The sequence below is a fragment of the Williamsia muralis genome (genome assembly GCF_002735905.1).
GTDB classification, from domain to species: Bacteria; Actinomycetota; Actinomycetes; order Mycobacteriales; family Mycobacteriaceae; genus Williamsia; species Williamsia muralis_A.
This window is the reverse complement of sequence record NZ_PEBD01000004.1, coordinates 1,022,978-1,047,574: the sequence shown is the minus strand read 5'-3', so window position 1 is coordinate 1,047,574 and position 24,597 is coordinate 1,022,978. Positions and strand designations below refer to the sequence as shown.

The window sequence follows — 24,597 nt, the reverse complement described above, 5'->3', positions numbered from 1 at the left end:
CCACCATGGCTTCTGCATCGAAACCGCCGTTTTACATCACCACGGCCATCGCTTACCCCAACGGGGCACCACACATCGGGCACGCGTACGAGTACATCGCCGCGGACGCCATCGCCCGATTCAAACGACTCGACGGCTACGACGTGCTGTTCGTCACCGGCACCGACGAGCACGGCCAGAAGATGCAGCAGACCGCCGAGAAGGAAGGCATCGAGACCCGGGCCCTCGCCGATCGGAACTCCGCAGCGTTCCGCACCTTGCAGGAGACCCTCGGTAGCAGCTTCGACCGGTTCATCCGGACCACCGACGCCGACCACCATGTCGCGTCGCAGGCCATCTGGGAACGAATGGTCGCCAATGGCGACATCTACCTCGACAAATACTCGGGCTGGTACTCGATCCGGGATGAGGCCTTCTACTCCGAGTCGGACACCACCGTGAACGAAGACGGTACGAGGGTCTCGACCGAGACCCAGACGCCGGTGGAGTGGACCGAAGAAGAAGCGTACTTCTTCCGACTGTCCGCCTACCAGGACAAACTGCTCGATCTCTACGAGAAGCACCCGGAATTCATCGGTCCTGGAACTCGCCGTAACGAGGTGTCGAGCTTTGTCCGCGGCGGTCTGCGCGATCTGTCGGTGTCGCGCACCACCTTCGACTGGGGCGTGAAGGTCCCCGGTCACGACGACCACGTCATGTACGTCTGGGTCGACGCGCTGACCAACTACATCACCGCTGCGGGCTACCCCGACACCGACTCGGAGCGATGGAAGAAGTTCTGGCCCGCCGATCTGCACATCATCGGCAAGGACATCATCCGGTTCCACTGTGTGTACTGGCCTGCTTTCCTGATGAGCGCCGGCATCGAACTGCCCAAACGTGTGTACGCGCACGGATTCCTGCTCAACAGCGGCGAGAAGATGAGCAAATCGATCGGCAATGTCGTCGACCCGTACGTGCTGGTGAACGAGTTCGGTCTCGACCCCATCCGCTTCTTCTGTCTGCGGGAGGTGCCGTTCGGGCAGGACGGGTCCTACAGTCACGAGGCCATCGTCGCGCGCGTCAACGCCGACCTGGCCAACGAACTCGGCAACCTCGCCCAGCGCACACTGTCGATGGTCGGCAAGTACTTCGACGGTGTCCTGCCTGCACCCGCCGCCCTCACCGACGCCGACACCACCTTGCTGGACAAGGCCGACGGACTGCTGGCTCGCGTGCGCACCGAAATGGATCAGCAAGCCATCCACACCGCACTCGAGGTGATCTGGGAGGTGCTGGGCGACACCAACAAGTACATCTCCGTCGAACAGCCGTGGAAGCTCGCGAAGACAGACCTCGAACGCACCGGGACCGTGCTGTACGTCTGCGCGGAGGTCGTTCGGATCACCACGCTGCTGGCGCAGCCGGCCATGCCGGAATCAACCGCCACGCTTCTCGATCTCCTTGCCGTGAAGCAGGATTCGCGCACTTTCGAGTCCATCGGAGAGCGGTTGACCGCCGGAACGGCGCTTCCGAAACCTACGCCCGTCTTCCCCCGGTACGAACTCCCCAAGAGCTGACGAGATCAGGGCGCGGGCGGGTGTTGCGAAGCGTTGAACTCGGTCCGGGTTCGGCGTCTGATGTGGTGCGCGCTCTGGACTTTCACACCCGGCGACTCGGGATACCCGGTCCGGCGGCGCTGATAGGCGATTGGCTCGACTCCGATGCCGTCATCGCTCCGTCGATCGACCTTCGGGCCGGAGTGCCGATACCCGATGACCCGCAAGGGTTCTGGTTCGGATACCAGGGTTTCCCGGATCGCGTCAGCGAGAACCCGTTGCCTTCCGCTGCCGGCGGTGAGACCGACAATGTGCTCGAACTCGACCGGACGGGCAGCTGGTGGTGGACGTCGCTGAACGGTCAGGAGTGTCCGGACTGGGTACGCGCCAGTCTCAGCGAGCATCACAGTCGGACGTGGTCGGTCACCTGGCAGCCGCCCGCGCAGCGGCCACACGTGGAGGCCATTGCGCAGTGCCTCGAGGCCATCCGATCCGGCGAGGTCTATCAAGCCTGTATCTGCACCCGTTTCGCCGGCCGGTTCGCAGGTTCGGCGGCCAACTACTTCGCCGACGGCGTGCACTTCACCCGTCCCCGCAAAGCAGCTCTACTCCATGGTGATTGGGGATCTGTCGTCTCGTTCTCCCCCGAGACCTTTCTTCATCGACGAGGATCGGTGGTGACCTCGAGCCCCATCAAGGGCACCCTGCCCATCGACCTCGACCCACAGCTGTTGCTCGCCTCGGCCAAGGATGTCGCCGAGAACATCATGATCGTCGATCTCGTGCGCAACGACCTGGGGAGAGTGGCGCTCACCGGCACCGTCGCCGTGACCGAGTTGCTCGACGTGCATCCCGCGCCGGGGGTGTGGCATCTGGTGTCCACCGTGCAGGCAACGGTGCCGCCATCGGTGTCGAACTCGGCGCTGATCGACGCCACGTTTCCACCCGCCTCGGTGACGGGTACGCCGAAAGCCCGTGCTCGCGAATTGCTTTCCGAATGGGAGCAGAACTCACGCGGGTTGTACTGCGGGGCCGTCGGAGTGGTCTCCCCCACTTCCGGACTCGACCTGAACGTGGCGATTCGCACCGTCGAGATCGCCCCGGATGGCGCGGCGTTCCTGGGCGTCGGCGGGGGAATCACCATCGACTCCGACCCCGACGGCGAATGGCAGGAATGCCTGGACAAAGCTGCGGCCATCCTCGGTATCCAGCCCGCCTGACGCACTTTCCGGTGTCGACGTACCGGCTCGTTCCGTTGCGCGAGAACGCGATCCGTGCGCGAGGGCTAGATCAGTTCTCGCGGCTCGCAAGCACCGCCTCGTACAGTTCGCGGCGCGAGGCACCTGTCTTCGCCGCGAACTGGGCACAGGCATCTTTGAGGCGCACTCCACCGGCGACAACTTCTTCGACGCGCGCCACAAGCGCTTCGATGTCGGGTTCGCCCGCGACCGCGCCGTCGAGAACCACGGTGATCTCGCCGCGGACACCCTGGGCCGCCCACTCCGCGAGCTCGCCGAGCGACCCACGGCGCACCTCTTCGTACGTCTTGGTGAGCTCGCGGCACACTGAGGCGCGACGGTCGGGCCCCAGCACCGCCACCGCATCGAGCAGACAGTCCGCGAGCCGGTGTGGTGCCTCGAAGAAGACAACCGTGCGCGCCTCGTCGATGTACTCGGTGAACCACGATCGCCGTTGCCCTGACTTGCGGGGAGCGAAGCCGTCGAAGCAGAAGCGCTCCACCGGCAGACCCGACACCGCCAGCGCGGTGGTCACCGCGGACGGACCCGGCAGGCACGTGACCGGCAGATCCGCCTCAATACACGCGACCACCAGCCGATAGCCCGGGTCGGAGACCGACGGCATGCCGGCATCGGTGATCACCAGGACGGTGGCGCCCGACCGCACCTCGTCTACCAGGGCGGGGGTTCGCTTCACCTCGACCTGGTCGTAATAGCTCACCACCCGGCCGCCGATGGTCACGCCCAGTCCCGCAGCCAGCGCCTTCGCGCGGCGGGTGTCCTCCGCGGCCACCACGTCGGCAGCGGCCAGTGCCTCCCGGAGTCGGGGGGACGCGTCGTCGATGCGTCCCATCGGGGTCGCGGCGAGTACGAGTTGGCCTTGTGGCTGCGGAGAGTTCATCACCGCACAGCCTACGATTGGCAAGGTGACGTTCGCCCCGCCGCTCGAGAACTCCGTTCCGGAGGCCTCGGACAACGCTCGACGGTCCCTGCCCGGGTGGCATTCCTCGGACGAACTACCCGGCGTCCACGCCGAGGACCTGGGCACCAGCCCTGGCGCGGCGCGCAAGGTCCCCGCGCCTGTCTTCGGCCCCACCGATCGTCGACGCGGCTGGATCGTCGCTCTGATCATCACCGCGATCGGCGCGATCACCCGTTTCGCGAACCTCGGCAGCCCGACCGACAAGGGCACGCCCGTCTTCGACGAAAAGCACTACGTGCCGCAGGCCTGGCAGGTGCTCACCGGCGACAACTGGCTCGAGGACAACCCGGCCTACGGTCTGGTTGTCCACCCGCCCGTCGGCAAGTGGATGATCGCCATCGGCGAGTGGCTGTTCGGCTACGACGCCTGGGGCTGGCGGTTCATGTCCGCGGTGTGCGGCGCGCTGATGATCCTCATCGTCGTGCGACTGGTGCGTCGACTGACCCGCTCGACGCTTGTCGGCGCGATCGCCGGGGTGCTGATGATCGTCGACGGGGTCACCTTCGTGGCGTCGCGGACGGGATTGCTCGACATCTTCCAGATCTTCTTCATCCTGGCCGCGCTCGCCGCGATCGTCTGCGACCGCGACCAGATGCGGGCCCGGATGCACAAGGTCTACTCCGAGGGCCGGATCCACGACTCGCCGTACGGACCGCGGCTGGGTTTCCGGTGGTGGCGTTTCGCCGCTGCCATCGCCTTGGGCCTCGCCTGCGGCACCAAGTGGTCGGGCATCTACTTCGTCATCTTCTTCACCGTGCTCTCACTCGGTTTCGACGTGGCCGCACGCAGGGCCTATCTGGTGCAGCGTCCGTGGCGGGGTGTGCTGCTCCGCGATGTGATCCCCACCGGTTTCTCCCTCGGCGTCACCCCCGTGCTGATCTACCTGGCGACGTTCGCTCCGTGGTTCAGTTCCGAGACAGCGGTGTACCGGTACGAGGTGGGCAGGCAGATCGGCACCGGTGGGCCCTTCGCGTGGGTTCCCGACGCCTGGCGTTCGCTCTGGTACTACGAGTCGGGCGTGCTGTCGTTTCACGCCAACCTCACCAACTCGGCAGGCAACCACCACCCGTGGGAATCGAAGCCGTGGACATGGCCCATGGGCCTGCGCCCGATGCTGTACTACATCGAGTACGGCCCGGAGAAGTGCGGCGAGTCCGAGTGCGTCAAGGCCATGATGTTCATCGGCACCCCGATCATGTGGTGGCTGGCGTTACCGATGCTCGCGTGGGCGCTGTGGCGCATGTTCATCCGGCGCGACTGGCGGTACGCCGTCGTACTGGTGGGATACGGCGCGGCCTACCTGCCCTGGTTCACCAATCTCGACCGACAGATGTACTTCTTCTACGCCACCGCGATGGCGCCGTTCCTCATCATGGGACTGGCGCTCTGCGTCGGAGACGTGCTCGCCGCGAGTCGCCGCGCCAAGAACTATGCGTACGAGAAGCGGCTGGTCGGTGCAGTCGCGGTCAGTATTTACTTGGGGCTTGCGGTGGCGAACTTCATGTGGATGTGGCCGATCCTCACCGGCGAACCCATCTCCCGCGAGATGTGGAACATGCAGATGTGGTTGCCCAGCTGGACATGATCGCCCGGACGCAAAACGGGCCCCCTCGAGAGGGGGCCCGTTCACATCCGAATCGAGATGATCACTTCAATTCGTCGGGAGACTTCCGCAACTGGTCAGGTGTGATCGCCGGGAACTGATCCGAAGGCAGCACGTCGTTGGCCTCGTCGTCGCCGGCCAGGATGTTCGCGTGCGTCCGCAACGTGTGGTCGACCTGGGTGTCGTAATTGCGCTGGGCGACGATGAGCGGATCGCGGCGCAGGTCCATGTAGAGAGACACGCACATGAAGATCATCACGATGACAAACGGCAGCGCGGCGATGATCGCCATCGTCTTGATGCCGTTGAGCGCGTCGTCACCACTGGCCCACAACAGCAGTGCGGCAACAGCTCCGGTCAATGTGCCCCAGAAGATGGTGACGCCCTTGCTCGGTTCGTGCGCTCCTCGTTCAGACAAGGTGCCCATCACCAACGAGGCCGCGTCCGCACCGGACACGAAGAAGATTGCCACGAGCACCATCACGAGCACCGATGCGATGCCTGTCAGTGGCAGGTTGCCGAGCATGTCGAAGAGCTGACTCTCCGCCGAACTGGCGTCGGCCAGTCCCTTGCCGTCCTGTTGTTGTCGTATCGCCGTCCCACCGAAGATGGCGAACCACAGCAGCGAGACGATCGTCGGGACCAGCAGCACGCCGATCACGAATTGGCGGATGGTGCGGCCACGGCTGATCTTGGCCAGGAACATACCGACGAAAGGCGTCCAGGACACCCACCACGCCCAGTAGAAGATGGTCCAGCCGGCAAGCCAGGTCTCGCCCTCGCTGTCGACGGTGGCGCCTGATCGAGCCGAGAACGATGTGATGTCGTTGAGGTAGGTGCCGATGCTGGTCGGCAGCACGTTCAGGATGAAGACCGTGGGCCCGACGACGAAGATGAAGAGTGCCAACACGATCGCCAAGACCATGTTGGTGTTGGACAGCCACTGGATGCCCTTCGCGACGCCCGAAACCGCGGATGCGACGAATGCTGCGGTCAGCACCGCGATGATGGCCACCAGCAACAACTTCGACGGGTCGTTGATCCAGCCGACCTCCACGAAGCCCGAACCGATCTGCGCGGCACCGAGTCCCAGGGAGGCGACCGTACCGAACAGGGTCGCGAAGATCGCGAGGATGTCGATGACCTTGCCGCCCCAGCCGTTGGCGCGGTGGCCGAGGATGGGAGCGAAGACTGCACTGACCAATTGTCCTCGGCCACACCGGTAGGTGCTGTAGGCGATGGCCAGGCCGACCACCGCGTACATCGCCCATGGGTGGAAACCCCAGTGGAACATCGTGGTTGCCATGGCGATACCCACGTCGTTCTGCGACGTTCCGGGAGGTGCTGTCACGAAGTGGGTGAGGGGCTCGTTCGCTCCGTAGAACATCAGGCCGATACCCATACCGGCGCTGAACATCATCGCGACCCAGCTGACGGTGTTGTACTCGGGCTTCTCCCCGTCACGGCCCAGTGGGATCTTCCCGTATTTGCTCACCGCCAGGAATATGGCGAACAGGACGAAGAAGGTGGCCGACAGGATGAACACCCAACCGAGGTTGTCGGTGATCCAGGCCAGCAGGTCCTGCGTCCTGGTGTTCAGGCTCTCTTTGTCGACCAGGCCCCAGATGACAAACGCGATCACTGCAGCAGCGGTGACCCCGAAGACAACTAGGTCTATCCGCGGTTTAGGACCCCGAACATCCGGAGTCGGAACCGCATCGGTGGTTTCAGTGGTCAAGGCCATGAACCTAACTAGAACAGGATTCACCTCGATTGTTCAACTTTCACAACCGATTTGCTACCTGGTCGTAACCACCGGGTACACCCTGCACAACCGGCCTACATGGCCCCTAGCTGCGCAATGCCTGCTTGAGCAGCGCCTCGATCTGTGTGTCGTCGACACGCAATTGTCTCAGGGCGGCAACATGCTCCACGGTCAACTGCGCGGCCCGCTGCACCGAAGAATCGGCGTGCGCCTTCACGAACGACCCCTGTCGCCCTCTGGTCTCGATGACGTCCTCGGCCTCGAGTTCACGGTATGACCGGGCGACGGTGTTGGGGGCCAGATCGAGCTCTTCGGCCAATGCGCGGACAGTGGGAATCCGGCCGCCGGCGAGCAGCTTGCCCGAATTGACCAGTTCGATGATGCCCCGGCGCACCTGCTCGTACGGTGCGACGTCGGATTCCGGATCGATGGACAGTTCGATCATCCCGGCACCACGCCTGCGCGTGTCACAGCGGATCCCTCGACACCGGGCACGACATGCACCGCGGACCGCCGCGTCCCGAGCCGAGTTCACTGCCCGCGATGGTGAGTACCTCCACGCCCGAATCCTCGAGTCTGCGATTGGTCTCCACGTTCCGGTCATACGCCACGACAACACCCGGGGCGAGGGCCAGGGTGTTGTTACCGTCGTCCCACTGCTCACGCTCGGCGGTCACCGCATCCAGACCTGTGTCGATCACCCTCAACTTGTCGATTCCCATGGCGTCGGCCGCCGCCTCGACGAACGGGTCGGGACCCGTCACCGAGACCGAGCCGTCTGTCATCGCGATCGTGAACGCCGACAGGGAGTCCTGGATCACCGGGTACATCACCACCGCGTCGGTGTCGACCATGGTGCAGACCGTGTCGAGATGCATCGACGCGCGGCGCTGCTCGATCGGGACGGCGAGCACCGTGTGTGCCAGACCATCCTCGAACAGGCTGCGCGCCAACGCTTCCGCACCTGCTGGAGTGGTGCGCTCACCCACACCGACGGCGACCACCCCGGGAGCGAGCAGCAGTACGTCACCACCTTCGACCGGCGCGGTGTGCGATTCGTAGGCACGCCGGACGCCGAGGAACCGTGGGTGGTGGGCGTAGATCAGATCGGTCAGCGACGTCTCGCGGACACGGGCCGGCAAGGCGAGGGAGGTGATCGCGAAACGGTCCCCGATCCAGAACGAGCTGTCGCGGGTGAACAGCAGATTGGGCAGTGGGTCGATGGCGAACTCGGTCCCTTGGTGCATTCGCCAGACCAGAGATGACCGGGCCGAGGCTGCCGACTCGGGCATCTCGTCGAAGGTCATCCCCGCCATCAGGACGCCCGCCAGGTCGGTCGGCGACAATGTGCGCAACTCGGTGGCGAGGTCATGGGCGAGATGGTGACCGAGGCGGCGGGGGCTGACCGCAGCGGCGATCCCCTGCATCCTGGCGGCGCCGCTGTTCGCGATCGTCTCGGTGAGCAGGTCACCGAGCAGCAGTACCTCGACGCCACGCCCACGCAACACCTCGGCGAAGGCATCGTGTTCTTCCTGCGCGCGGTCCACCCACGGCAAGCCGTCGAACAAGAGTTGGTCACTGTTGCGCGGGGTCAGTCGCCGCAATTCGTCGCCAGGGCGATGCAGCATGACGGCGCGGAGTCGGCCAACCTCGGAATTGGCACCCAATGCTGGTCCTTCACCCGACTCGGGGTGCTCGGGACCGGACTCCTCAGACATGCCGTCAACGTTAGTTCGGTGGCGGCGCTTTCGCCGGTATCTCTACACCGGTGCGCGCGGGCGCGGTCTCCCGTGCAAAGCACCAGACGATCAACGCGGCGAAGGCGATCGCCCCGGTCATGGCGAACGCCGGCCCGAAACCCCAGGTTTGGGCGACGGCCCCGGCGATCACCGGCCCACTGATGGATCCCAGATCGGTGGTCATCTGGAAGGTCGCCAACGCAGGACCGCCCTGGCCCCTGCCTGCCAGCACGTCCGCGAGCGCGGCCTGGTGGGTGGGCGCGAAGAGGCCGGAGCCGATGCCCGCCACGAAAGTGAGTCCGCCCACGATCCAGATGTTCCCGCTGTAGCCGAGCACCACGGTGGCCCCGCCCATCAGAGCCAGGCCCGGCAACATGATCGGCCGGCGACCCCATGAATCCGACAACCTCCCGGCCACCATGATCGCGAGTACGTTGCCCGCCGAGTAGATGGCCAGCACCACCCCGGACATCGCCGCGGATTCACCCAGCTCGTCGACGATGAGCAGGGGCACCAACGCCACCCGCACGCCCATCGACGCCCACCCCTGCGTGAAACTGGACGCGAGAATCGCCCGGTAGGCCGAGTCGCGCAGCGCTTCTCGCAACGGCATCGCCGCCTGGGCGGCCGCCCCCGGCTGCGGTCGGCCGCCGACGCCGCGCAACTGGGTGGCCACCACTGCAGAGGCGACGAGCAGGGCGATGGCGTATACGACAAACGGCATCCGCAGCCCGAAGCCGATCAGCGCGCTCCCCACGAGAGGGCCGGTGATGTTGCCGACGAGGAATCCGGCACTGAAGTAACCGGACACACGACCGCGGATGTCAGGTGGCGCCAGCCGGATCATCAGTGCGGTCGCCGACACCGAGAACATGGTCGAGCCGATACCGCCGAGACCACGGAAGACGAGTAGTTGCCAGTAGCTCTGCGCGAATGCACACGCGAGTGTGGACGCCGCGACGATCAGCAGGCCCGCCAGGTAGATTCGCCGCTCCCCCAGCACCCGCACCAACCGGCCGCTCACCGGGGCGAAGGCCAGACGCATGAAGGCGAACGCCGAGATGATGATCGACGCGGCGGTGATGCCCACGTTGAAGCTGCGCGCGAATGTCGGCAGCGCCGGGGCGATGAGTCCGAAACCCAGTGCGATGACGAAGTTCGAGCTGAGCAGTACCCAGATCTCGCGGGGTATCTGCTTCACACCGCCCAAGTTACCGCCGACTCCTGACCGGTCCCCAATCGCGCCCCGGTGAACGAGCCGGGCCGCGTTCTGCGCCGGCAGTCGGCCTGAAGGTCTACGATCTGATCACACGCGTAACCACAATGCCACAGCCCTGGAGCCACACCACGATGCACAAGAACCCAACCCGCACGGCCGATCTCATGACCACACTCGGCTCCACCATGGGTGTGGCGAACGTCATCATGCAGCTGTCGTTGCCAGGGGTGGGCTATGGGGTGCTCGAGAGCCGGGTGGACAGCGGCAGCACCTTCAAGCACCCGTTCAAACGAGCGCGCACGACCGGGCAGTACCTCGCGGTGGCCATCCAGGGCACCGACGACGATGCCGAGTACGTCCGCACGGCGATACAGGCGATCCATTCTCAGGTCACCTCGACACCGCAGAGCCCGGTCGGCTACAGCGCGAACAACCCCAACCTGCAGCTGTGGGTGGCCGCCTGCCTCTTCCGCTACTTCGTCGACCAGTACGAGTTCATGTACGGCAGGCTCAGCGATGCGTCCGCCGACGCGATCTACGCCGATGCCGCCCGGCTCGGCACCACGCTGAACGTGCGTCCCGACATGTGGCCCGCCGACCGAAATGCCTTCGAGGCCTACTGGGCCGAACAGTTGCAGAAGATCTCCATCGACCCGCCGGTGCGGGAAATGCTTGCGTCGCTGGCCGACCTCAGCTTTCTGCCGGGGCCCCTCGGCTTGGCCGGAGTGGTGATGCAGCGGGCCCTCGGTCAACGCACCTTGTTCATGACCAAGGGAGCCCTGCCGGCCGAGTTCCGCGACGCGATGGGCTTCACCTGGACAGCGGACGACGACCGCCGCTACCGCAAGGCCATCGCCATGCACCGCCGCTTCGACCGGCTCAATCCCGGCATGCTCAAGGGCTACAACCAACTGATGCTGGCGGGCCTGCGTGTGCGCCGGAAACTGGGTATCCGTGTCTTCTGACCAGTTGTCCCGAACGGAGCCGCGAGCCGGTGGTCGGGGGCTAGGCTCGGCACGCATGCTGCCCCTCACCACGCACGGCGTGTGCAACCTCTGCGAAGCCATCTGCGGACTGCAGGTCACCGTGGAAGACAACCGCGTCACCGACATCCGCGGTGACCGCGACGATCCACTGTCGCGCGGGCACATCTGCCCCAAGGCGACGGCGCTGACAGATCTGCACGCCGATCCCGACAGGCTCCGCACCCCGGTTCGCAAGACCGCCGACGGCGGGTGGGAACCGATCAGCTGGAGAGACGCGACAACACTGGTGGCCGAACGCATCTCGGCAACACAACGTGACCACGGCCGCGACGCGGTGGGCCTCTACCTCGGAAATCCAAGTGTGCACAGCCTCGGATTCGCGACCCACGGTCTGTCGTTCCTCGGCGCCTTGGGTTCGAAGAACATGTTCTCCGCGACATCGGCCGACCAGCTACCCATTCAGCTGGTGGCGCACCTGATGTACGGACATCAGCTCCAGATCCCCATTCCCGACCTCGACAACACCGATCATTTCTTGGTCTTCGGCGCAAACCCGGTGGTGTCCAACGGATCGATGATGACCGCACCCGACTTCCGGAACCGCATGCGCGACCTGCGCCGTCGCGGCGGTCGGCTGGTGGTGATCGACCCTCGCCGCACCGAGACCGCCGCCATCGCCGACGAGCACCACTTCGTCCGGCCCGGCACCGATGCGGCGCTGCTGCTGGCGATCCTGCATGTGCTGGTGCATGAGCGGGGCGTGGACCACGCACGCATCGAACATCTCCCGTTGTCGGGCATGGACGGCGTGCGCGATGCGTGCGCCACCACCACACCGGAGTGGGCCGGACCGATCACCGGGATCGATCCTGGCGAGGTTCGTCGCGTCGCCTGTGATTTTGCCGAGGCAGATCGTGCCGTGGCGTACGGCCGGATGGGTGTGTCGACCCAGCAGTTCGGCACCGTGTGCCAGTGGGCGATCCAGGCGATCAACGCTGTCACCGGCAACCTCGACCGCGTGGGCGGGTCTCTCCTGACCGATCCCGAGATCGACCTCGTGGCTCGGAAGCTGAGCGGTCGTGGGCATTTCGACAAGTGGCGCAGCCGCGTCCGAGACCTGCCCGAGTTCGGCGGCGAACTGCCGGTGGCCACCCTCGCCGACGAGATACTCACCCCTGGCACCGGGCAGATCAAGACGCTCATCACCCTCGCCGGCAACCCGGTGTCGTCCACCCCCGGCGGAAGCCGCCTCGACCACGCCCTCGAGAACCTCGACTTCATGGTCTCGCTGGACTTCTACATCAACGAGACCACGCGTCATGCCGACATCATCCTGCCGCCGACGATGATCCTCGAACGAGACCACTACGACCTGGTGTTCCATCAGCTCGCGGTCCGCAACACCGCCCGATTCTCGCCTGCGGTGGTCGAGAAAAGCGCTGGCGCCAAGCATGATTGGCAGATCTTCCGTGACCTGACCCTGGCGCTCGGGCGGGCCCGCACCACCAAGCGAAGCCTGCGTGAGCGGCTTCGTGCCGTCCCCGCCTCGGCCACGTCGTCGGCTCGCATCCGTGCGACCCCGAAGATGCTGATCGCGTTACTCCTGCGGACCGGGCCCGGTGATCTCACGATGAGCGACCTCCTGGGGTCACCGTCGGGCCGTGACCTCGGGCCGTTGCGTCCCGGCCTCCGACGCAAACTGGTGGCGAAGTCCAAAACGGTGAACGTCGCTCCCTCGCTGATCGTGGACGATCTCGAGCGGGTCCACAGCGACCTCGTGGGAACACACGACGGAGAGCTGCTGCTGATCGGACGGCGGCATCTCCGATCGAACAACTCCTGGATGCACAATTCCGAGAGACTGTCCAAAGGCCAAGAGCGTCATCATCTCCTGATGCATCCCAAAGACCTGGCGCACAGCGGACTGTGTGCCGGCGACAAGGCTGTGCTGCGCTCACGCGCCGGCAGCACCACGGTCACGGTAGCCGAGACCGAGGACATCATGCCGGGTGTCGTCAGCCTGCCCCATGGCTTCGGTCAGAACCGCAGCGGCGTGCAACTGGCGGTGGCCGGTCTCATCGACGCACCGAGCGCCAACGACGTGACCGACCCGCAGTTGCTGGATGCGGTCTCGGGCAACGCCGTACTCAATGGCGTGCCCGTGACCGTCTCCGCCGTCTGACGAGGCCCGGGCGTCAGCCCATGTGGACCGCGCTCTGGGCAGGCAGGTCGTGCTTCTTGACCCGGGTCAGGATCAGCACCACCGGTGTCACCAGGACCAGCAGACCCGCGGCCCACGCGAACGCGGACGTGTAACCCGACACCTCGGCGGCGAGGAACGATGTCGCATCGGATGTGGCCGGATTCGACGGCAGTGCATCTGTTTTGGCCGAGGTGTACACCGTGGTCAGAAGAGCGGTACCCAGTGCCGCGCCGACCTGCAGGCCCGCGCTCGAGAGTGCACTGGCGGCGCCGGCGTCATGGTCACGTACACCGATCAGGGCCACGTTCTGCACGGGCACCATCAGCAATCCCATACCGAATCCGAAGACGCCGAGGGCCGGGAAGACACCGGTCCAGTACGAACTGTCCACGTCGACCTGGGCGAGCAACAGCAGACCCGCGGCGGCGACCACCGGGCCGATGGCCATCGGGACCTTGGGCCCCACCGCCACAGCCAGTTTCGCGGCGATGCCCGACGCGAGGACGATGAACGCCGTGATCGGCAGACATGCGACACCGGCGATCATCGGACTGAAACCCAGAACCGCTTGCAGGTAGATGGCCAGATACAGCGTGCTCCCGACGAGCGCGACGCCGGCGAGTGCGATACCGATGAGTGCCGAACCACGGTTGCGGTGCCACGGAACCGACATGGGCAGCAGCGGATTGGCAGACCGGTGTTCCACCACCGCGAACAACGCGAGCACAACGAGTCCGCCGACGATGAACCCGATGGCGTCGGGTTCCAGCCAACCGTGCTCGGCGCGGGTGAAACCGTAGACGAGGGAGCCCAGGCCCACGGCGACGAGGATCGCCCCGGGCAGGTCATAGCTGGTGTCGCCGTGCGCCTTGGTCTCCTTGACCACCGGAACGGCGGCGGCGATGGCGACCACTGCGATCGGGATGTTCACCAGCAGGCACCAGCGCCAGTCGACATACTGGGTCAGAGCGCCACCCAGGAGCAGTCCGATGGCCGCGCCACCTCCGGAGATCGCACCGTAGACAGCAAATGCCTTGGCGCGCTCTTCATCCCGGGTGAACGTGGTGGTGAGGATCGCAAGCGCGGCCGGTGCGACCAGCGCCGCGAACACACCTTGACCGGCGCGGGCGATGAACAGTTCGATGCCGTTCTGTGCGATGCCACCGACGCCGGACATGACCGCGAAACCGACCATGCCCACAACAAATGAGCGCTTGCGCCCCCAATAGTCGGCGATGCGTCCGCCGAGTAGGAGCAACGCTCCGAAGGCCAGCGCATACGAGGTGACCACCCACGCGCGGTCGCCGTCGGTGATGCCCAGATCGGCCTGGGCGTCCGGCAAAGCGATCGAGACGATTGTGCTGTCGAGGACCACCATGAGCTGAGCCAGGGCCACGATCGCCAGCACCAGCCAACGGCGTTGGTGATTGGGATTGGCGGGTCCGGGGTCGATCGCGACGGAGCCGGTTTCGGGCACGTGTGTACCCACAGGGGATGTGGTCATGGGAAGCGACGGTAATCGTGTTTCTCCCCAAAATCAAACGAACTAGTTCGACTGACTATGCTTGGTCGATGGCCCCCACCGATGTGACGGCGACAAAGCAGCGAATTCTCGACGCAGCGCGAGACGAGTTCGCGGTCCATGGACTGGCCGGCGCCAGAATCGATCGCATCGCCTCGAATGCCAGCGCCAGCAAGGAGCGTCTCTACGCGTACTTCGGCGACAAAGTGGCCTTGTTCCACGCGATCCTCGACGCCGATTTCGACCGCTTCCTCGATGCTGTCCCGTTCGACGCCGAGGATGTGCCCGCTTATGTGGTGGCCCTTTTCGACGACCTCGTCGCCAGACCCCAGACCCAGCGATTGCTGTTGTGGGGCCAACTCGAGGGCCGCGCTCCGCGACTGCGTGAGCTCGCGACATCCGATCCGCGATGGCGCATCCGCATCGACGCCATCGGTACCGCGCAGCAAGCGGGACAGATCGAGCCGCACTGGGATCCGGAAGAGGTGCTGACGGTCATCTTCGGGTTGGTGTCGAGCTGGGTCACCACCCCGGGGTCAGACGGCCATACCGATGTCTCCCCCGCTGTCGTCGATCACCGCAGATCGATCGTTCGCGAGTCCGCGCGCCGGATCTTCAGTCCGGCGCCGAGCTGATCAGCAATTCTCGATCTCGATGATCGGTGATCCCTCACGGTGGGCGAGGCGAGATGTCGCCAGATTGCACAGCCCTGGGGCGATGAGTTCTGATGCCGTTCGCAGTCCCCACAAGGGGAAGACTTTTCCGACAACCCCAGGAGAACCCGATGCCCGAGATCACACCGTCACTCTGGTTCAACCAGAACCTGGAAGAAGCCATGAAGTTCTACACCGAGACGTTCCCCGATTCGTCGATCGACCACGTCGCCTACGTTCAGGGCGATGGTGGTCCGGGACCCGCCGGCAGCGTGTTGTCGGCCGAGTTCACCCTGTCGGGACGAAAGTTCAACGGGATCAACGCCGGACCGGAGTTCCCGTTCACCGAGGCGGTCTCGTTTGTGGTGCCGTGCGATTCACAGGAGGAGGTGGACCACTACTGGAACACCCTGTCTGCCGGGGGCGCCGAATCACAGTGCGGCTGGCTCAAAGACCAGTTCGGGCTCAGCTGGCAGATCGTGCCCAAGCGCCTGTACGAATTGCTGTCCGACCCCAACCCCGAGCGCGCCCAGGCCGCCGTGCAAGCGATGCTCCAGATGCGCAAGATCATCGTCGCCGACCTCGAGGCGGCTGCCGACGCCGTGACCTAGCAGCGCCTACTCGGCCGCTTCGAGTTTGCGTTCGCAGTCGTCGGTGATCAGCCGGTTGTTGCCCAGCCCCTGTTGCGCATAGGCGTCTCCGGGATTGAGCAGCAGGCACGCCTTCATCGACAAGCAGCCGCACCCCACGCACGAGTCCATCAGGTCTCTCATACGTTGCAGCAGAGCAATTCGCTCGTCGAGGTCGTCGACCCATCGTTGTGACGCGCGGTGCCACATCGACTTGGTCGGTGACTCGTGCTCCCCGAGAGCTTCGAGTACCGAGCCGATGGTGGCGAGCGGAATGCCCGCCGCCTGCGATGCGCGGATGAACGCGACCCTGCGCAACATCGCCCGGTGATAGCGGCGCTGATTACCTGCCGTGCGCCTGCTGAATATCAGTCCGCGATCCTCGTAGTATCGAACCGCCGAGGGCGCAACCCCTGCTCGAATGGCCAGCTCCCCGACCGTCATCTCCAATTTCTTCGGTGGCATGACCACATCGTAGCTTGACTTCAAGTTCACTTGAACTTGAATACTCGTTTCCATGATGCACACACAGCCAAAATTCGTTCTCATCATCGGTTCGGTACGCAAGGGACGGGTCGGCCCCACAGTCGCGGAGTGGTTCCTTCACCACATCCGTTCTCGTGACGCCGATTTCGAGGTGGTCGACCTCGCCCACCCCAGCGACACCCGGACGAGCGCCGTCTTGGCATCCGCGGACGGCTTCGTCGTGGTCACCCCCGAGTACAACCACTCCTACCCCGGTGAGCTCAAGATCCTCATCGATGCCCATCGTGAGGAGTGGAAGAAGAAGCCCGTCACTTTCGTGTCCTACGGCGGGATGTCGGGCGGTCTTCGTGCGGTGGAACATCTACGCGCAGTGTTCGCCGAACTCTATTCGATCGGCACCCGCAATGGCGTGGTGATCCATGCGCCGTGGGACCACCTTGTCGACGGAACGCTCGAACTCGACGATGCCGCCGTCGCCTCCGCCCTGGCAGCGATGGACGAATTGATCTGGTGGGCCGAATTGTTGAAGTCGGCACGCGTTGCGGATCAAGGGGCGGCGTGATCATGGATGCTCGAGCAAAGAAGGTGGCGGCGATTCTCGCGCTGGGCACCCTGATGGTGATGCTGGACGTCACGGTGACAGTTGTCGCGATCCCCGGGCTCGCCGAATCGTTCACTACGAATCTCGCGACCGTGCAATGGGTCACCACCGCATACGCTCTCGCACTTGTCGCCGTGATGCCGACAGCGGCATGGATGATCGGACGATTCGGTGCCGCACGCGTATACATCTGCGCACTGACCATCTTCGTGGCAGGATCTGCCCTCGCAGGTCTGGCCTGGAATGTGGAGAGCCTCATCGCCTTTCGGGCAGTTCAGGGATTCGGCGGAGGTTTCCTGCAACCAGTCGGCATGACCATAGCTCTTCAACTCGTCGATGAACGGCACCGGGGGAAGATGATGGGCTGGCTCGGCCTCCCGTTGCTCATCGGGCCGGTCCTCGGCCCTACGGCGGGTGGCTTCCTCGTCGACAGCGTGGGCTGGCGATCGCTTTTCCTGATCAACGTTCCGATCGGGATCGCGGCAATCATCCTGGCCATCAGGGTGTTCCCGCGAACAACGGGGACAGAGAAACGCCCCCTCGACTGGGCGGGTCTGCTGATGCTGGCACCCGGTGGCGCACTGCTCGTGTTCGGCCTGGCCAAGGCCGGCGATCACGGGGACCCTCTCACGCTCGCTGTCATCGCCCCTGCCGGGGGCGGGGCACTGCTGCTGGCGCTGTTCGCGCGGCGGGCACTGAACACCGAACGTCCCTTGCTCGACCTCCGGTTGCTTCGCGAGCGGTCGTTGTCGACGGGCGCGCTGACCATGCTGCTGGTGGCCGGGGCTTATTTCGGTTCGATGATGATTCTGCCCATCTACGTCCAGGCAGTTAGGGGAGACACCGCGACCACTGCCGGCCTCCTGATGATCGGCCAGGCACTCACCACCGGCGTGGTGGTGCAGATCGCCACCCGTCTGGTCGATCGTGTGGACCCGCGAATGGTGGTGTGGTTCGGGATCTCGGCCACGGTGGTCGCAATGTCGTTGATGACAACGATCCTCGACGACAACACCTCGTACGTCGTGGTCGCCGGGATCGGCGTGGTGATGGGTATCGGCATCGGTTCCACGTTGATGCCCGTGATGACTGCCGCCCTACGTGGCGTCTCGGCCGAGCACATGCCCTCGGGTACAACGATATTGACGACCGGCAACCAGTTTGCCGCCGCGATCGGCGCGGCGGCGGCCGCGACAGTGCTCACGACTCACCTCAACAATCGGGTGCCCCTGCTCGACGACGGCGGTATGGCTGCGGCGCTCGGACTCTCGGCAGCCGAACGCTTGGTCACAGGGCCGGCACTCGCCGGCGCCGTAGCCGACACCTACCTGCTGACACTGGGCCTACTCGTCGCGGCACTTGTGACGTCGTTCCTTCTCCCGCGGACAGCAGTCCCGCTCAGAACGGCCGGGCCCGCCGAACGAACCGAACTCGCCGCAGAAGCGGGCTGAGCGCAGTCGTCGGCGACCTAAATCGACCCGCCTCCCCATCGCGGTGGCACCAGCAGCCGGCTGTTCGGCGTGACACTGGTGCCACCGCAGATGGAGTCCAGATGTGTTGTGCTACTGGCTTTTCACCGGCTTGACCACGAGCACCGGGCACGTGGCCTTGTGCAACACGGCCTGACTGGTCGAACCGAGCAGCAGCCCACGGAACCCGCCTCGGCCGCGGCTACCCACCACGAGCAACTGGGCATCGGTGGCATGTTCGATCAGTTGGTTGGCCGGGCCGTCCGGCACCACGACGCGTTCGATCTCGACATCGGGGTAGTCGCTGCCGAATCCGGCGATGCGCTCGGCGACGACTTCGTGGGCTTCGTCCGCGAGTCGCTGCAGCTGGTCCGCGTCGAGTCCGTACCCGTTCAGTGCGTCCGATGCCAGGTCTGTCCAGGTGTGCACCACCTTGAGTTTTGTCCCGAGCTGAGATGCCTGCTCGAAGGCGGACGACAGTGCGGCTTCGCTCAACTCCGAACCGTCGATTCCGACAACCACCGGGCCGGGACCACCAGGGCCCGCGTAGACCACAACCGGGCTCGCCGCATGAGCTGCCACGTCGACGCCGACCGATCCGAGGAACAGGCCACGAACGCCGCCGAGTCCGCGGCTGCCCACGACCACCAGAGCCGCGTCGTGCGAGGCGTCGATCAACACGGGGCTCGGCCGGCCTTCAACGACCTTTCCGGTCACGTCGACGGACGGCGCCGTCTCGCGCGCCTTCGCTGCTGCCGTGTGTACGTTTTCTTCGGCTTCCTTGCGAATGATGTCGATGACGTCCTGCGGGATGACCAACGCCGGGGCGTAGGCCGCGGCCTGTGTCTCGTAGGCGGCCAGGATCGTCAACGACTTTCCCTGCCGCTCGGCAGCTTTTGCCGCCCATACCGCTGCCTCGAGGGCAGACTCCGATCCATCGATTCCGACAACAATTGTCGAGCTCACCATTGAACCTCCTTTTTCGCGTCCTCCGACCATCTTTCTCTCCTTTTGTTCATCGTCAACGCGCGGCGTGCGTCTACTGCGACACATGCGGGTGAACTGCTCGGGCCGACAGGCGGGCCCCACAACCGCGTTTATGGCCGGGGTACCCGTACACTAGAGACGTCGGACACATCACGAACGCTGTTCGTGCTCGAACATCCGCCGGTCGCCGTCTCTCCCACCTGGCCTGAAGGCGTCGGAATGGGCCATCAGCCCTGGTGAGCGGCATGAAATGGCTAGCGGCTACGAAAGGCCGATCCATACCGCTGCGGTGTCGGGTAGCAGACCTGAAATCGATACACCGCTCGTTCACTCCCTAGATCGCAGCCGGATGCCCGGCTCGTCTCGCAGATCGTGTTCATGCTTCACCGCCGACGGCGACCGATGGATCCATTCCCCTCGCCGCGGCCCACAAACTCGAGTGCCAACAATCGGCACTCACACCAGAAAGTAGACAAACATGCAGGATCGAGACCTTTTCTCGCACCGCGAATTGAGCCATTCTGATGACTCGCACAAAGCAGCCCCGTCGGGTGACATCCCTCAACCGGTGTTCTCAGACCTCGTGATCGACCCGAAGGCAAAACGTCAAGAAGCGCAATCCACGTTCGTATCGGACCGTGGCTGACCATGAGTAAACCGATGTCGGCGCCGATCCGCTTCACGCTCGCCCGCGAGCGCGGCGCCAACATCGACGGAGCCTGGTGGCCCGAGACCGCCCGCGTGGGCAACGAACTGCCGCTGTTGGTCAGTGCCCTCAATCCGCTGCTCGGAGTGGTCCGGGATGTGTCGGTGAACTGGTCGCGTTCCGACTCGTTCCCGGATCTCGATGCCGTCGACTACGACGGCATCAGGAACTCGCTGATACCGGTCGCACAACGAATCATCTGCCTGACCGGCCTCAAACGCACCGCGACGTTGTTGGTCATCCCCTACCGGACGTCGTCCGCTTTGGCCGTGGCGATTCTCGGTGAGACCGCAGGCATCGCCTCGGCGGGCAACGCATCGGCCAAGGCGCGCGTTTCTGCCAGGCGGATCGTCCGCGAGGCGACCAAGCAGATCCACGGAGCCCTGCCGATCGCCAAGACACCCGCGGCCGAACCGCACGGAGGAGCGCGCTCAGAGGCCTGATCGGCTCCGATCGTTTCTCACCGCTGCCGCAGCACGAATCGCTGGACCTTTCCGCTCGGAGTCTTGGGCAGAGCATCGATGAAATGAACCTTGCGCGGATAGGCGTGGGCGGCGAACTTCCTCTTCACCAGCTGCTGCAGGTCTGCCTCGAGCTCCGGCGAGGGCTCCGCCGAATCATGCAGCACCACATACGCTTCGAGTACCTCGCCGCGCAATTCGTCGGACTTGCCGACCACTGCCGCCTCCATGACCGCGTCATGCATGACAAGCACACTCTCCACATCGAACGGCCCGATCCGGTAACCGGCCATGATGATCACGTCGTCGTCGCGCGAGGAGAAGAAATAGAAGCCGTCACCGTCGACCGCGCCCGAGTCCCCGGTCAGGTACCACCGGCCGTCGCCGGTGTAGCGGCTTGCCGTCTTCTCCGGCGCGTTCACATAGCCGTTGAACCAGAGCAATTGACTGGATGCGGTGTCGATCGACACCCGCCCGAGCGTTCCGGCGGGGGCCACATCATCCGAATCCTCTTGCAGCACGGCACATGACCAGCCCGGCAGTGCCCTTCCCATCGAGCCGGCCGGTACATCGGTACGCAGCGAATCGTGCCAGGCGTTGACGATGAACATGCCATGCTCGGTCTGCCCGTAGTGGTCTCGCACCGCCACTCCCAGAGCATCGGTGGACCAACCGACGACGTCCGGGGTCAGCGGCTCACCGGCCGACGACGCCCGGCGCAGCGTGATCTTCTCCGGCGGCGAACCCCCCGCCCGCAGTGCGCGGTAGACGGTCGGTGCCGCGGCGAAGTTGGTCACCTCGAACTCTCGCAGCACCTGCCACGTCAAGGCAGGCGAGAATCCCGCGTGCAACAGCAGGCTTCGGGTCCCGGATGCCATCGGCCCGAGAAGTGCGTAGTAGAGCCCGTAGGCCCAGCCAGGGTCGGCGGCGTTCCAGAACACGTCCTCCGGCCGCACGTCCAGGCCGAACTCCTGGTAGGCGTGGAACGACGCCAGTGCACGCACCGGAACCGGGACACCCTTCGGTGTGCCGGTGGTGCCGCTGGTAAACAGTTCGACCAGCAGGCCGTCGCCGCCAACCGTCACCGCGGACGCACCCGGTCCGTCAGACGTGTGCGCGTCGATCAGCGCAGACAGTTGGAGTCGGTCGTCGGAAGTGTCGCCGGCGGCGATCACCTGCCACGGCGCGTCGGCCGGCATGTCCTCGCCGGGCGCGAGCTTGGTCAGCTGGTCGAGGTCGGAGATGACGATCTTGGCACCGCTGGATTGCAGTCGGTACGCGATGGCGGGGGGCGCAAAGGCCGTGAACAGGGGGACGTACACCGCTCCGCGACGCCAGATGCCCAGTGCCGCAACGATGAGATCGGCGGACTTGCCCATCAGCGTCGCGACCCGGTCCCCCGGCTCCACCCCGAGCTCGGCAAGGGCTGCCGCGAATCTCGAGGACTGTTCCCGAAGGTGGCCATAGGTGAGGTCCACCGACGTCACACTCCCGGCGCCCGCGGAATCGATGACGGTGAACGCGATCGCATCACCCGGGTGCCGGTCACACAGCAGGTCGGCAGCACACGCTTCCGGATTGTCGTACTGGGCCAGCAACTCGGCCACTCGGTCATCGATGGCATTCATCTGCGGAGTCCTCTTCTCGCTTGCTCGTTCCACACACGAGTAGGATCCAGGTCACACTTGTCCGCCCGCTACCCCCGAAAAGGGGTGACACATGACCAGCTCGTCCCCCGTACTCCGTCCGCGCGACACCGACGCTCTGCGCAGCGAGATGCGTCAGGTGGCGACGCGGTCGGAGACGCCGGTGCTGTTCGGCGGTGAGGTCCACGCGGGCACCCTGATCCTCAGCGAGTTCGTCGGCACCCGAACCAACGGGCTGCGGGGTCTGGCGGTGAGTTCGTCCTCGGGGCTGGGCGGCCGTGTGGTCGACCGGCTGCGTCCGGCGTCGGTCTCGGACTACCGCAACGCCTCCGCCATCACCCACCACTACGACCGGCCGGTTCTGGGCGAAGGTCTGCGATCGGTGCTGGCCGTGCCCGTGGTGGTGGACAACCATCCGCGCGCCGTCCTGTACGCAGCTCGGCGTGACGCCGCACCCATTGGGGGGCGCACCGCGGACGCGGTGGTAGAGGCCTGTCGACGACTTGCGGCCGAGATCGCCATCCGCGACGAGGTGGATCGACGTGTGGCGATGATGACCGCGGTCGCCGCCATCCCGCAACACACCGATCCTGTTGTCACAGAAGAACTCCGGAGCATCCACGCCGAGTTGCGCCAGTTGGGCGCGACGCTCGACAACCGCGCGGGCACCCGGCTGCGAGACATGTCCGAACGCCTTGCCCGAATCATCAACTCAGACATGGACACCCCGGGCGATGTGGCACTGGCCCCCCGCGAGGTCGACGTCCTCTCTGCGATATCTCTCGGCGGTACGAACATCGATGTGGCCAACCGGCTGTCGTTACGCCCCGAGACGGTGAAAAGCTATCTGCGTAGTGCCATGCGCAAACTGGATGCCCACACCCGGCACGAAGCAGTGGTCGCGGCGCGACGGATGAACCTACTTCCCTGACGTCGAGCCCGCGTCGTAATCTGAGCCGATGAGCCGCCCCGACAACGACGACCCGTCCACCCTGTCCTTCGACAGCCGCGCGGTGCACGCCGGTAACGCTGTGGACGAGGGCTCCGGCACCGTACGCACGCCGATCGTGATGGCCAACTCATACGCCCTGCCCGACGACCCGTCGAACGTCAGCTGGTCCGGAACCGACATCCCGCTGTACACCCGCAACTCGGGCGCCAATCAGATTGCGCTGCAGAAGAAGTTGGCGGCGCTCGAAGAGGCGGAAGACGCAGTCGCCCTGGCCTCGGGGGTTGCCGCACTGCACGCGGTCTTCTTCACGTATCTCAACACCGGTGACCATGTGGTGGTCGCCGATGTCACCTACGAGGCGACGTGGAAGCTGTTCACCGAGTTGCTCCCCGTCAAATACGGTATCGAGGCCACCTTCGTCGACGCATCCGATCCGCAAGCGGTCGAAGAGGCCATGCGCCCGACCACTCGTCTGGTGCATGTCGAGGCCATCGCGAACCCGACCACCAAGGTCACCGACATCGCCGCGGTCGCCGCCATCGCGCACGGAGGCGGGGCGTTGCTCGTCGTCGACTCCACATTCACCCCGCCCCCGCTGTATCGGCCCCTCGCCGACGGGGCCGACCTGGTGGTGCATTCACTGACGAAGTACTACAACGGGCACGGGGATGCGATGGGCGGTGCCGTGGTGGGCGCACGCAGCCTGATCGATCCCATCAAATCTCACGCCATGGTCGATGTCGGAGGTGTGATCTCGCCGTTCAATGCGTGGTTGATCAGCCGCGGTTCGATCACGCTGCCGTTGAGGCTGTCCCGACATCTCAGCTCGGCCGAGCAGGTGGCCCATTTCCTCGACACCGACGACCGGGTGGCCTATGTCGCCTATCCGGGACTGGCCTCACACCCCCAGCATGAGTTGGCGTCTCGCCAGTTCGGCGGTCGAGGTCACGGAGCGATGATGGCGTTTGCCGTCCGCGGGGATCCCGACACCCAGAACCGTTTTGTCGCGAACCTGAGGATGATCACCTCGGCGGTCTCGCTCGGACACGACGAATCACTCATCGTGCACGTCGGCACCGAAGGCGCGCGAGTCGCGAACTACCCGAACGAGTTCCGCGAGTGGGGGCACCTGCGTTTCTCCATCGGACTCGAGGATCCCGCCGACATCATCGCCGACCTGTCCGCGGCCCTGGACGACACCTTCGGCTGACG

The 24,597-nt window shown here is 65.1% G+C and carries 21 protein-coding genes; 12 read left to right on the top strand and 9 right to left on the bottom strand.

Annotation, left to right across the window (positions count from 1 at the left end; translation table 11 throughout):
* Positions 1-5: 5 nt before the first annotated feature.
* A complete protein-coding gene (gene metG, locus CSW57_RS05595) occupies positions 6-1,559 on the top strand; it encodes a methionine--tRNA ligase (protein ID WP_099381772.1) in 1,554 nt (517 codons plus the stop codon).
* 20 nt (positions 1,560-1,579) lie between these two features.
* Entirely contained in the window at positions 1,580-2,758 is a 1,179-nt protein-coding gene (locus CSW57_RS05590; protein WP_223249050.1) for an aminodeoxychorismate synthase component I, read from the top strand.
* 70 nt (positions 2,759-2,828) lie between these two features.
* On the opposite strand, the gene rsmI is transcribed toward CSW57_RS05590, so the two are convergent.
* Entirely contained in the window at positions 2,829-3,677 is an 849-nt protein-coding gene (gene rsmI / locus CSW57_RS05585; protein WP_099381771.1) for a 16S rRNA (cytidine(1402)-2'-O)-methyltransferase, read from the bottom strand.
* Positions 3,678-3,765: 88 nt separating this feature from the next.
* On the opposite strand from rsmI, the gene CSW57_RS05580 reads away from it, so the two are divergent.
* Positions 3,766-5,343, top strand: coding sequence for a dolichyl-phosphate-mannose--protein mannosyltransferase (locus CSW57_RS05580; protein WP_099382082.1), 1,578 nt, complete (start codon positions 3,766-3,768; stop codon positions 5,341-5,343).
* Between the two features lie 61 nt (positions 5,344-5,404).
* Here CSW57_RS05580 and CSW57_RS05575 read toward each other — a convergent pair whose 3' ends face one another.
* From CSW57_RS05575 to CSW57_RS05560, 4 genes are all read right to left on the bottom strand, one after another.
* Positions 5,405-7,105: a BCCT family transporter gene (locus CSW57_RS05575; RefSeq protein WP_099381770.1), complete on the bottom strand. Its 1,701-nt coding sequence runs from the start codon at positions 7,103-7,105 to the stop codon at positions 5,405-5,407.
* A 106-nt stretch (positions 7,106-7,211) separates the two neighbouring features.
* Complete coding sequence (locus CSW57_RS05570; protein ID WP_099381769.1) at positions 7,212-7,571, bottom strand: GntR family transcriptional regulator; 360 nt, start codon at positions 7,569-7,571, stop codon at positions 7,212-7,214.
* Positions 7,572-7,593: 22 nt separating this feature from the next.
* Positions 7,594-8,844, bottom strand: coding sequence for an arginine deiminase (arcA, locus tag CSW57_RS05565; RefSeq protein WP_099381768.1), 1,251 nt, complete (start codon positions 8,842-8,844; stop codon positions 7,594-7,596).
* Positions 8,845-8,854: 10 nt separating this feature from the next.
* Positions 8,855-10,066 (bottom strand): MFS transporter, encoded by a 1,212-nt coding sequence (locus CSW57_RS05560; protein ID WP_099381767.1) that lies wholly within the window; start codon positions 10,064-10,066, stop codon positions 8,855-8,857.
* Between the two features lie 149 nt (positions 10,067-10,215).
* On the opposite strand from CSW57_RS05560, the gene CSW57_RS05555 reads away from it, so the two are divergent.
* Both CSW57_RS05555 and CSW57_RS05550 read left to right on the top strand, forming a co-directional pair.
* A complete protein-coding gene (locus CSW57_RS05555; RefSeq protein WP_099382081.1) occupies positions 10,216-11,049 on the top strand; it encodes an oxygenase MpaB family protein in 834 nt (277 codons plus the stop codon).
* Between the two features lie 55 nt (positions 11,050-11,104).
* Positions 11,105-13,252 carry a molybdopterin-dependent oxidoreductase gene (locus CSW57_RS05550; protein ID WP_099381766.1) on the top strand — a complete coding sequence of 716 codons (2,148 nt, stop codon included), beginning with the start codon at positions 11,105-11,107 and terminating at the stop codon, positions 13,250-13,252.
* Positions 13,253-13,265: 13 nt separating this feature from the next.
* Here the strand turns inward: CSW57_RS05550 and CSW57_RS05545 are convergent, their stop codons facing one another.
* On the bottom strand, positions 13,266-14,777 hold the full coding sequence (locus CSW57_RS05545) for an MFS transporter (protein WP_099381765.1): 1,512 nt from the start codon (positions 14,775-14,777) through the stop codon (positions 13,266-13,268).
* A gap of 68 nt (positions 14,778-14,845) precedes the next feature.
* Here CSW57_RS05545 and CSW57_RS05540 point away from each other — a divergent pair, with 68 nt between their 5' ends.
* Complete coding sequence (locus CSW57_RS05540) at positions 14,846-15,430, top strand: TetR family transcriptional regulator (RefSeq protein WP_099381764.1); 585 nt, start codon at positions 14,846-14,848, stop codon at positions 15,428-15,430.
* A 149-nt stretch (positions 15,431-15,579) separates the two neighbouring features.
* The gene (locus CSW57_RS05535) at positions 15,580-16,059 is read left to right on the top strand and encodes a VOC family protein (protein WP_099381763.1); all 480 of its coding nucleotides are present in this window, start codon (positions 15,580-15,582) and stop codon (positions 16,057-16,059) included.
* A 6-nt stretch (positions 16,060-16,065) separates the two neighbouring features.
* On the opposite strand, the gene soxR is transcribed toward CSW57_RS05535, so the two are convergent.
* Positions 16,066-16,542: a redox-sensitive transcriptional activator SoxR gene (gene soxR / locus CSW57_RS05530; RefSeq protein WP_099382080.1), complete on the bottom strand. Its 477-nt coding sequence runs from the start codon at positions 16,540-16,542 to the stop codon at positions 16,066-16,068.
* A 52-nt stretch (positions 16,543-16,594) separates the two neighbouring features.
* Here soxR and CSW57_RS05525 point away from each other — a divergent pair, with 52 nt between their 5' ends.
* Together CSW57_RS05525 and CSW57_RS05520 are read left to right on the top strand one after the other, a co-directional pair.
* Complete coding sequence (locus tag CSW57_RS05525) at positions 16,595-17,125, top strand: NADPH-dependent FMN reductase (protein WP_099381762.1); 531 nt, start codon at positions 16,595-16,597, stop codon at positions 17,123-17,125.
* A 2-nt stretch (positions 17,126-17,127) separates the two neighbouring features.
* Entirely contained in the window at positions 17,128-18,615 is a 1,488-nt protein-coding gene (locus CSW57_RS05520) for a DHA2 family efflux MFS transporter permease subunit (protein ID WP_099382079.1), read from the top strand.
* Between the two features lie 111 nt (positions 18,616-18,726).
* On the opposite strand, the gene CSW57_RS05515 is transcribed toward CSW57_RS05520, so the two are convergent.
* A complete protein-coding gene (locus CSW57_RS05515) occupies positions 18,727-19,602 on the bottom strand; it encodes a universal stress protein (RefSeq protein ID WP_189339133.1) in 876 nt (291 codons plus the stop codon).
* 666 nt (positions 19,603-20,268) lie between these two features.
* Between CSW57_RS05515 and CSW57_RS05510 the strand changes: the two genes are divergently transcribed.
* Positions 20,269-20,769: a DUF5994 family protein gene (locus CSW57_RS05510; RefSeq protein WP_099381760.1), complete on the top strand. Its 501-nt coding sequence runs from the start codon at positions 20,269-20,271 to the stop codon at positions 20,767-20,769.
* Positions 20,770-20,786: 17 nt separating this feature from the next.
* Here the strand turns inward: CSW57_RS05510 and CSW57_RS05505 are convergent, their stop codons facing one another.
* Complete coding sequence (locus CSW57_RS05505) at positions 20,787-22,415, bottom strand: AMP-binding protein (protein WP_099381759.1); 1,629 nt, start codon at positions 22,413-22,415, stop codon at positions 20,787-20,789.
* A 91-nt stretch (positions 22,416-22,506) separates the two neighbouring features.
* Here CSW57_RS05505 and CSW57_RS05500 point away from each other — a divergent pair, with 91 nt between their 5' ends.
* Both CSW57_RS05500 and CSW57_RS05495 read left to right on the top strand, forming a co-directional pair.
* Complete coding sequence (locus tag CSW57_RS05500; RefSeq protein WP_099381758.1) at positions 22,507-23,364, top strand: helix-turn-helix transcriptional regulator; 858 nt, start codon at positions 22,507-22,509, stop codon at positions 23,362-23,364.
* Between the two features lie 28 nt (positions 23,365-23,392).
* The gene (locus CSW57_RS05495) at positions 23,393-24,595 is read left to right on the top strand and encodes a trans-sulfuration enzyme family protein (RefSeq protein WP_099381757.1); all 1,203 of its coding nucleotides are present in this window, start codon (positions 23,393-23,395) and stop codon (positions 24,593-24,595) included.
* Positions 24,596-24,597: the final 2 nt, after the last annotated feature.

Excerpts from the sequence above, each read along its gene's own strand:
- metG (WP_099381772.1), top strand. The coding sequence starts at position 6 with ATGGCTTCTGCATCGAAACCGCCGTTTTACATCACCACGGCCATCGCT.
- rsmI (WP_099381771.1), bottom strand. The coding sequence starts at position 3,677 with ATGAACTCTCCGCAGCCACAAGGCCAACTCGTACTCGCCGCGACCCCG.
- CSW57_RS05575 (WP_099381770.1), bottom strand. The coding sequence starts at position 7,105 with ATGGCCTTGACCACTGAAACCACCGATGCGGTTCCGACTCCGGATGTT.
- CSW57_RS05570 (WP_099381769.1), bottom strand. The coding sequence starts at position 7,571 with ATGATCGAACTGTCCATCGATCCGGAATCCGACGTCGCACCGTACGAG.
- arcA (WP_099381768.1), bottom strand. The coding sequence starts at position 8,844 with ATGTCTGAGGAGTCCGGTCCCGAGCACCCCGAGTCGGGTGAAGGACCA.
- CSW57_RS05555 (WP_099382081.1), top strand. The coding sequence starts at position 10,216 with ATGCACAAGAACCCAACCCGCACGGCCGATCTCATGACCACACTCGGC.
- CSW57_RS05550 (WP_099381766.1), top strand. The coding sequence starts at position 11,105 with ATGCTGCCCCTCACCACGCACGGCGTGTGCAACCTCTGCGAAGCCATC.
- CSW57_RS05545 (WP_099381765.1), bottom strand. The coding sequence starts at position 14,777 with ATGACCACATCCCCTGTGGGTACACACGTGCCCGAAACCGGCTCCGTC.
- CSW57_RS05540 (WP_099381764.1), top strand. The coding sequence starts at position 14,846 with ATGGCCCCCACCGATGTGACGGCGACAAAGCAGCGAATTCTCGACGCA.
- CSW57_RS05535 (WP_099381763.1), top strand. The coding sequence starts at position 15,580 with ATGCCCGAGATCACACCGTCACTCTGGTTCAACCAGAACCTGGAAGAA.
- soxR (WP_099382080.1), bottom strand. The coding sequence starts at position 16,542 with ATGCCACCGAAGAAATTGGAGATGACGGTCGGGGAGCTGGCCATTCGA.
- CSW57_RS05525 (WP_099381762.1), top strand. The coding sequence starts at position 16,595 with ATGATGCACACACAGCCAAAATTCGTTCTCATCATCGGTTCGGTACGC.
- CSW57_RS05520 (WP_099382079.1), top strand. The coding sequence starts at position 17,128 with ATGGATGCTCGAGCAAAGAAGGTGGCGGCGATTCTCGCGCTGGGCACC.
- CSW57_RS05515 (WP_189339133.1), bottom strand. The coding sequence starts at position 19,602 with ATGGTGAGCTCGACAATTGTTGTCGGAATCGATGGATCGGAGTCTGCC.
- CSW57_RS05510 (WP_099381760.1), top strand. The coding sequence starts at position 20,269 with ATGAGTAAACCGATGTCGGCGCCGATCCGCTTCACGCTCGCCCGCGAG.
- CSW57_RS05505 (WP_099381759.1), bottom strand. The coding sequence starts at position 22,415 with ATGAATGCCATCGATGACCGAGTGGCCGAGTTGCTGGCCCAGTACGAC.
- CSW57_RS05500 (WP_099381758.1), top strand. The coding sequence starts at position 22,507 with ATGACCAGCTCGTCCCCCGTACTCCGTCCGCGCGACACCGACGCTCTG.
- CSW57_RS05495 (WP_099381757.1), top strand. The coding sequence starts at position 23,393 with ATGAGCCGCCCCGACAACGACGACCCGTCCACCCTGTCCTTCGACAGC.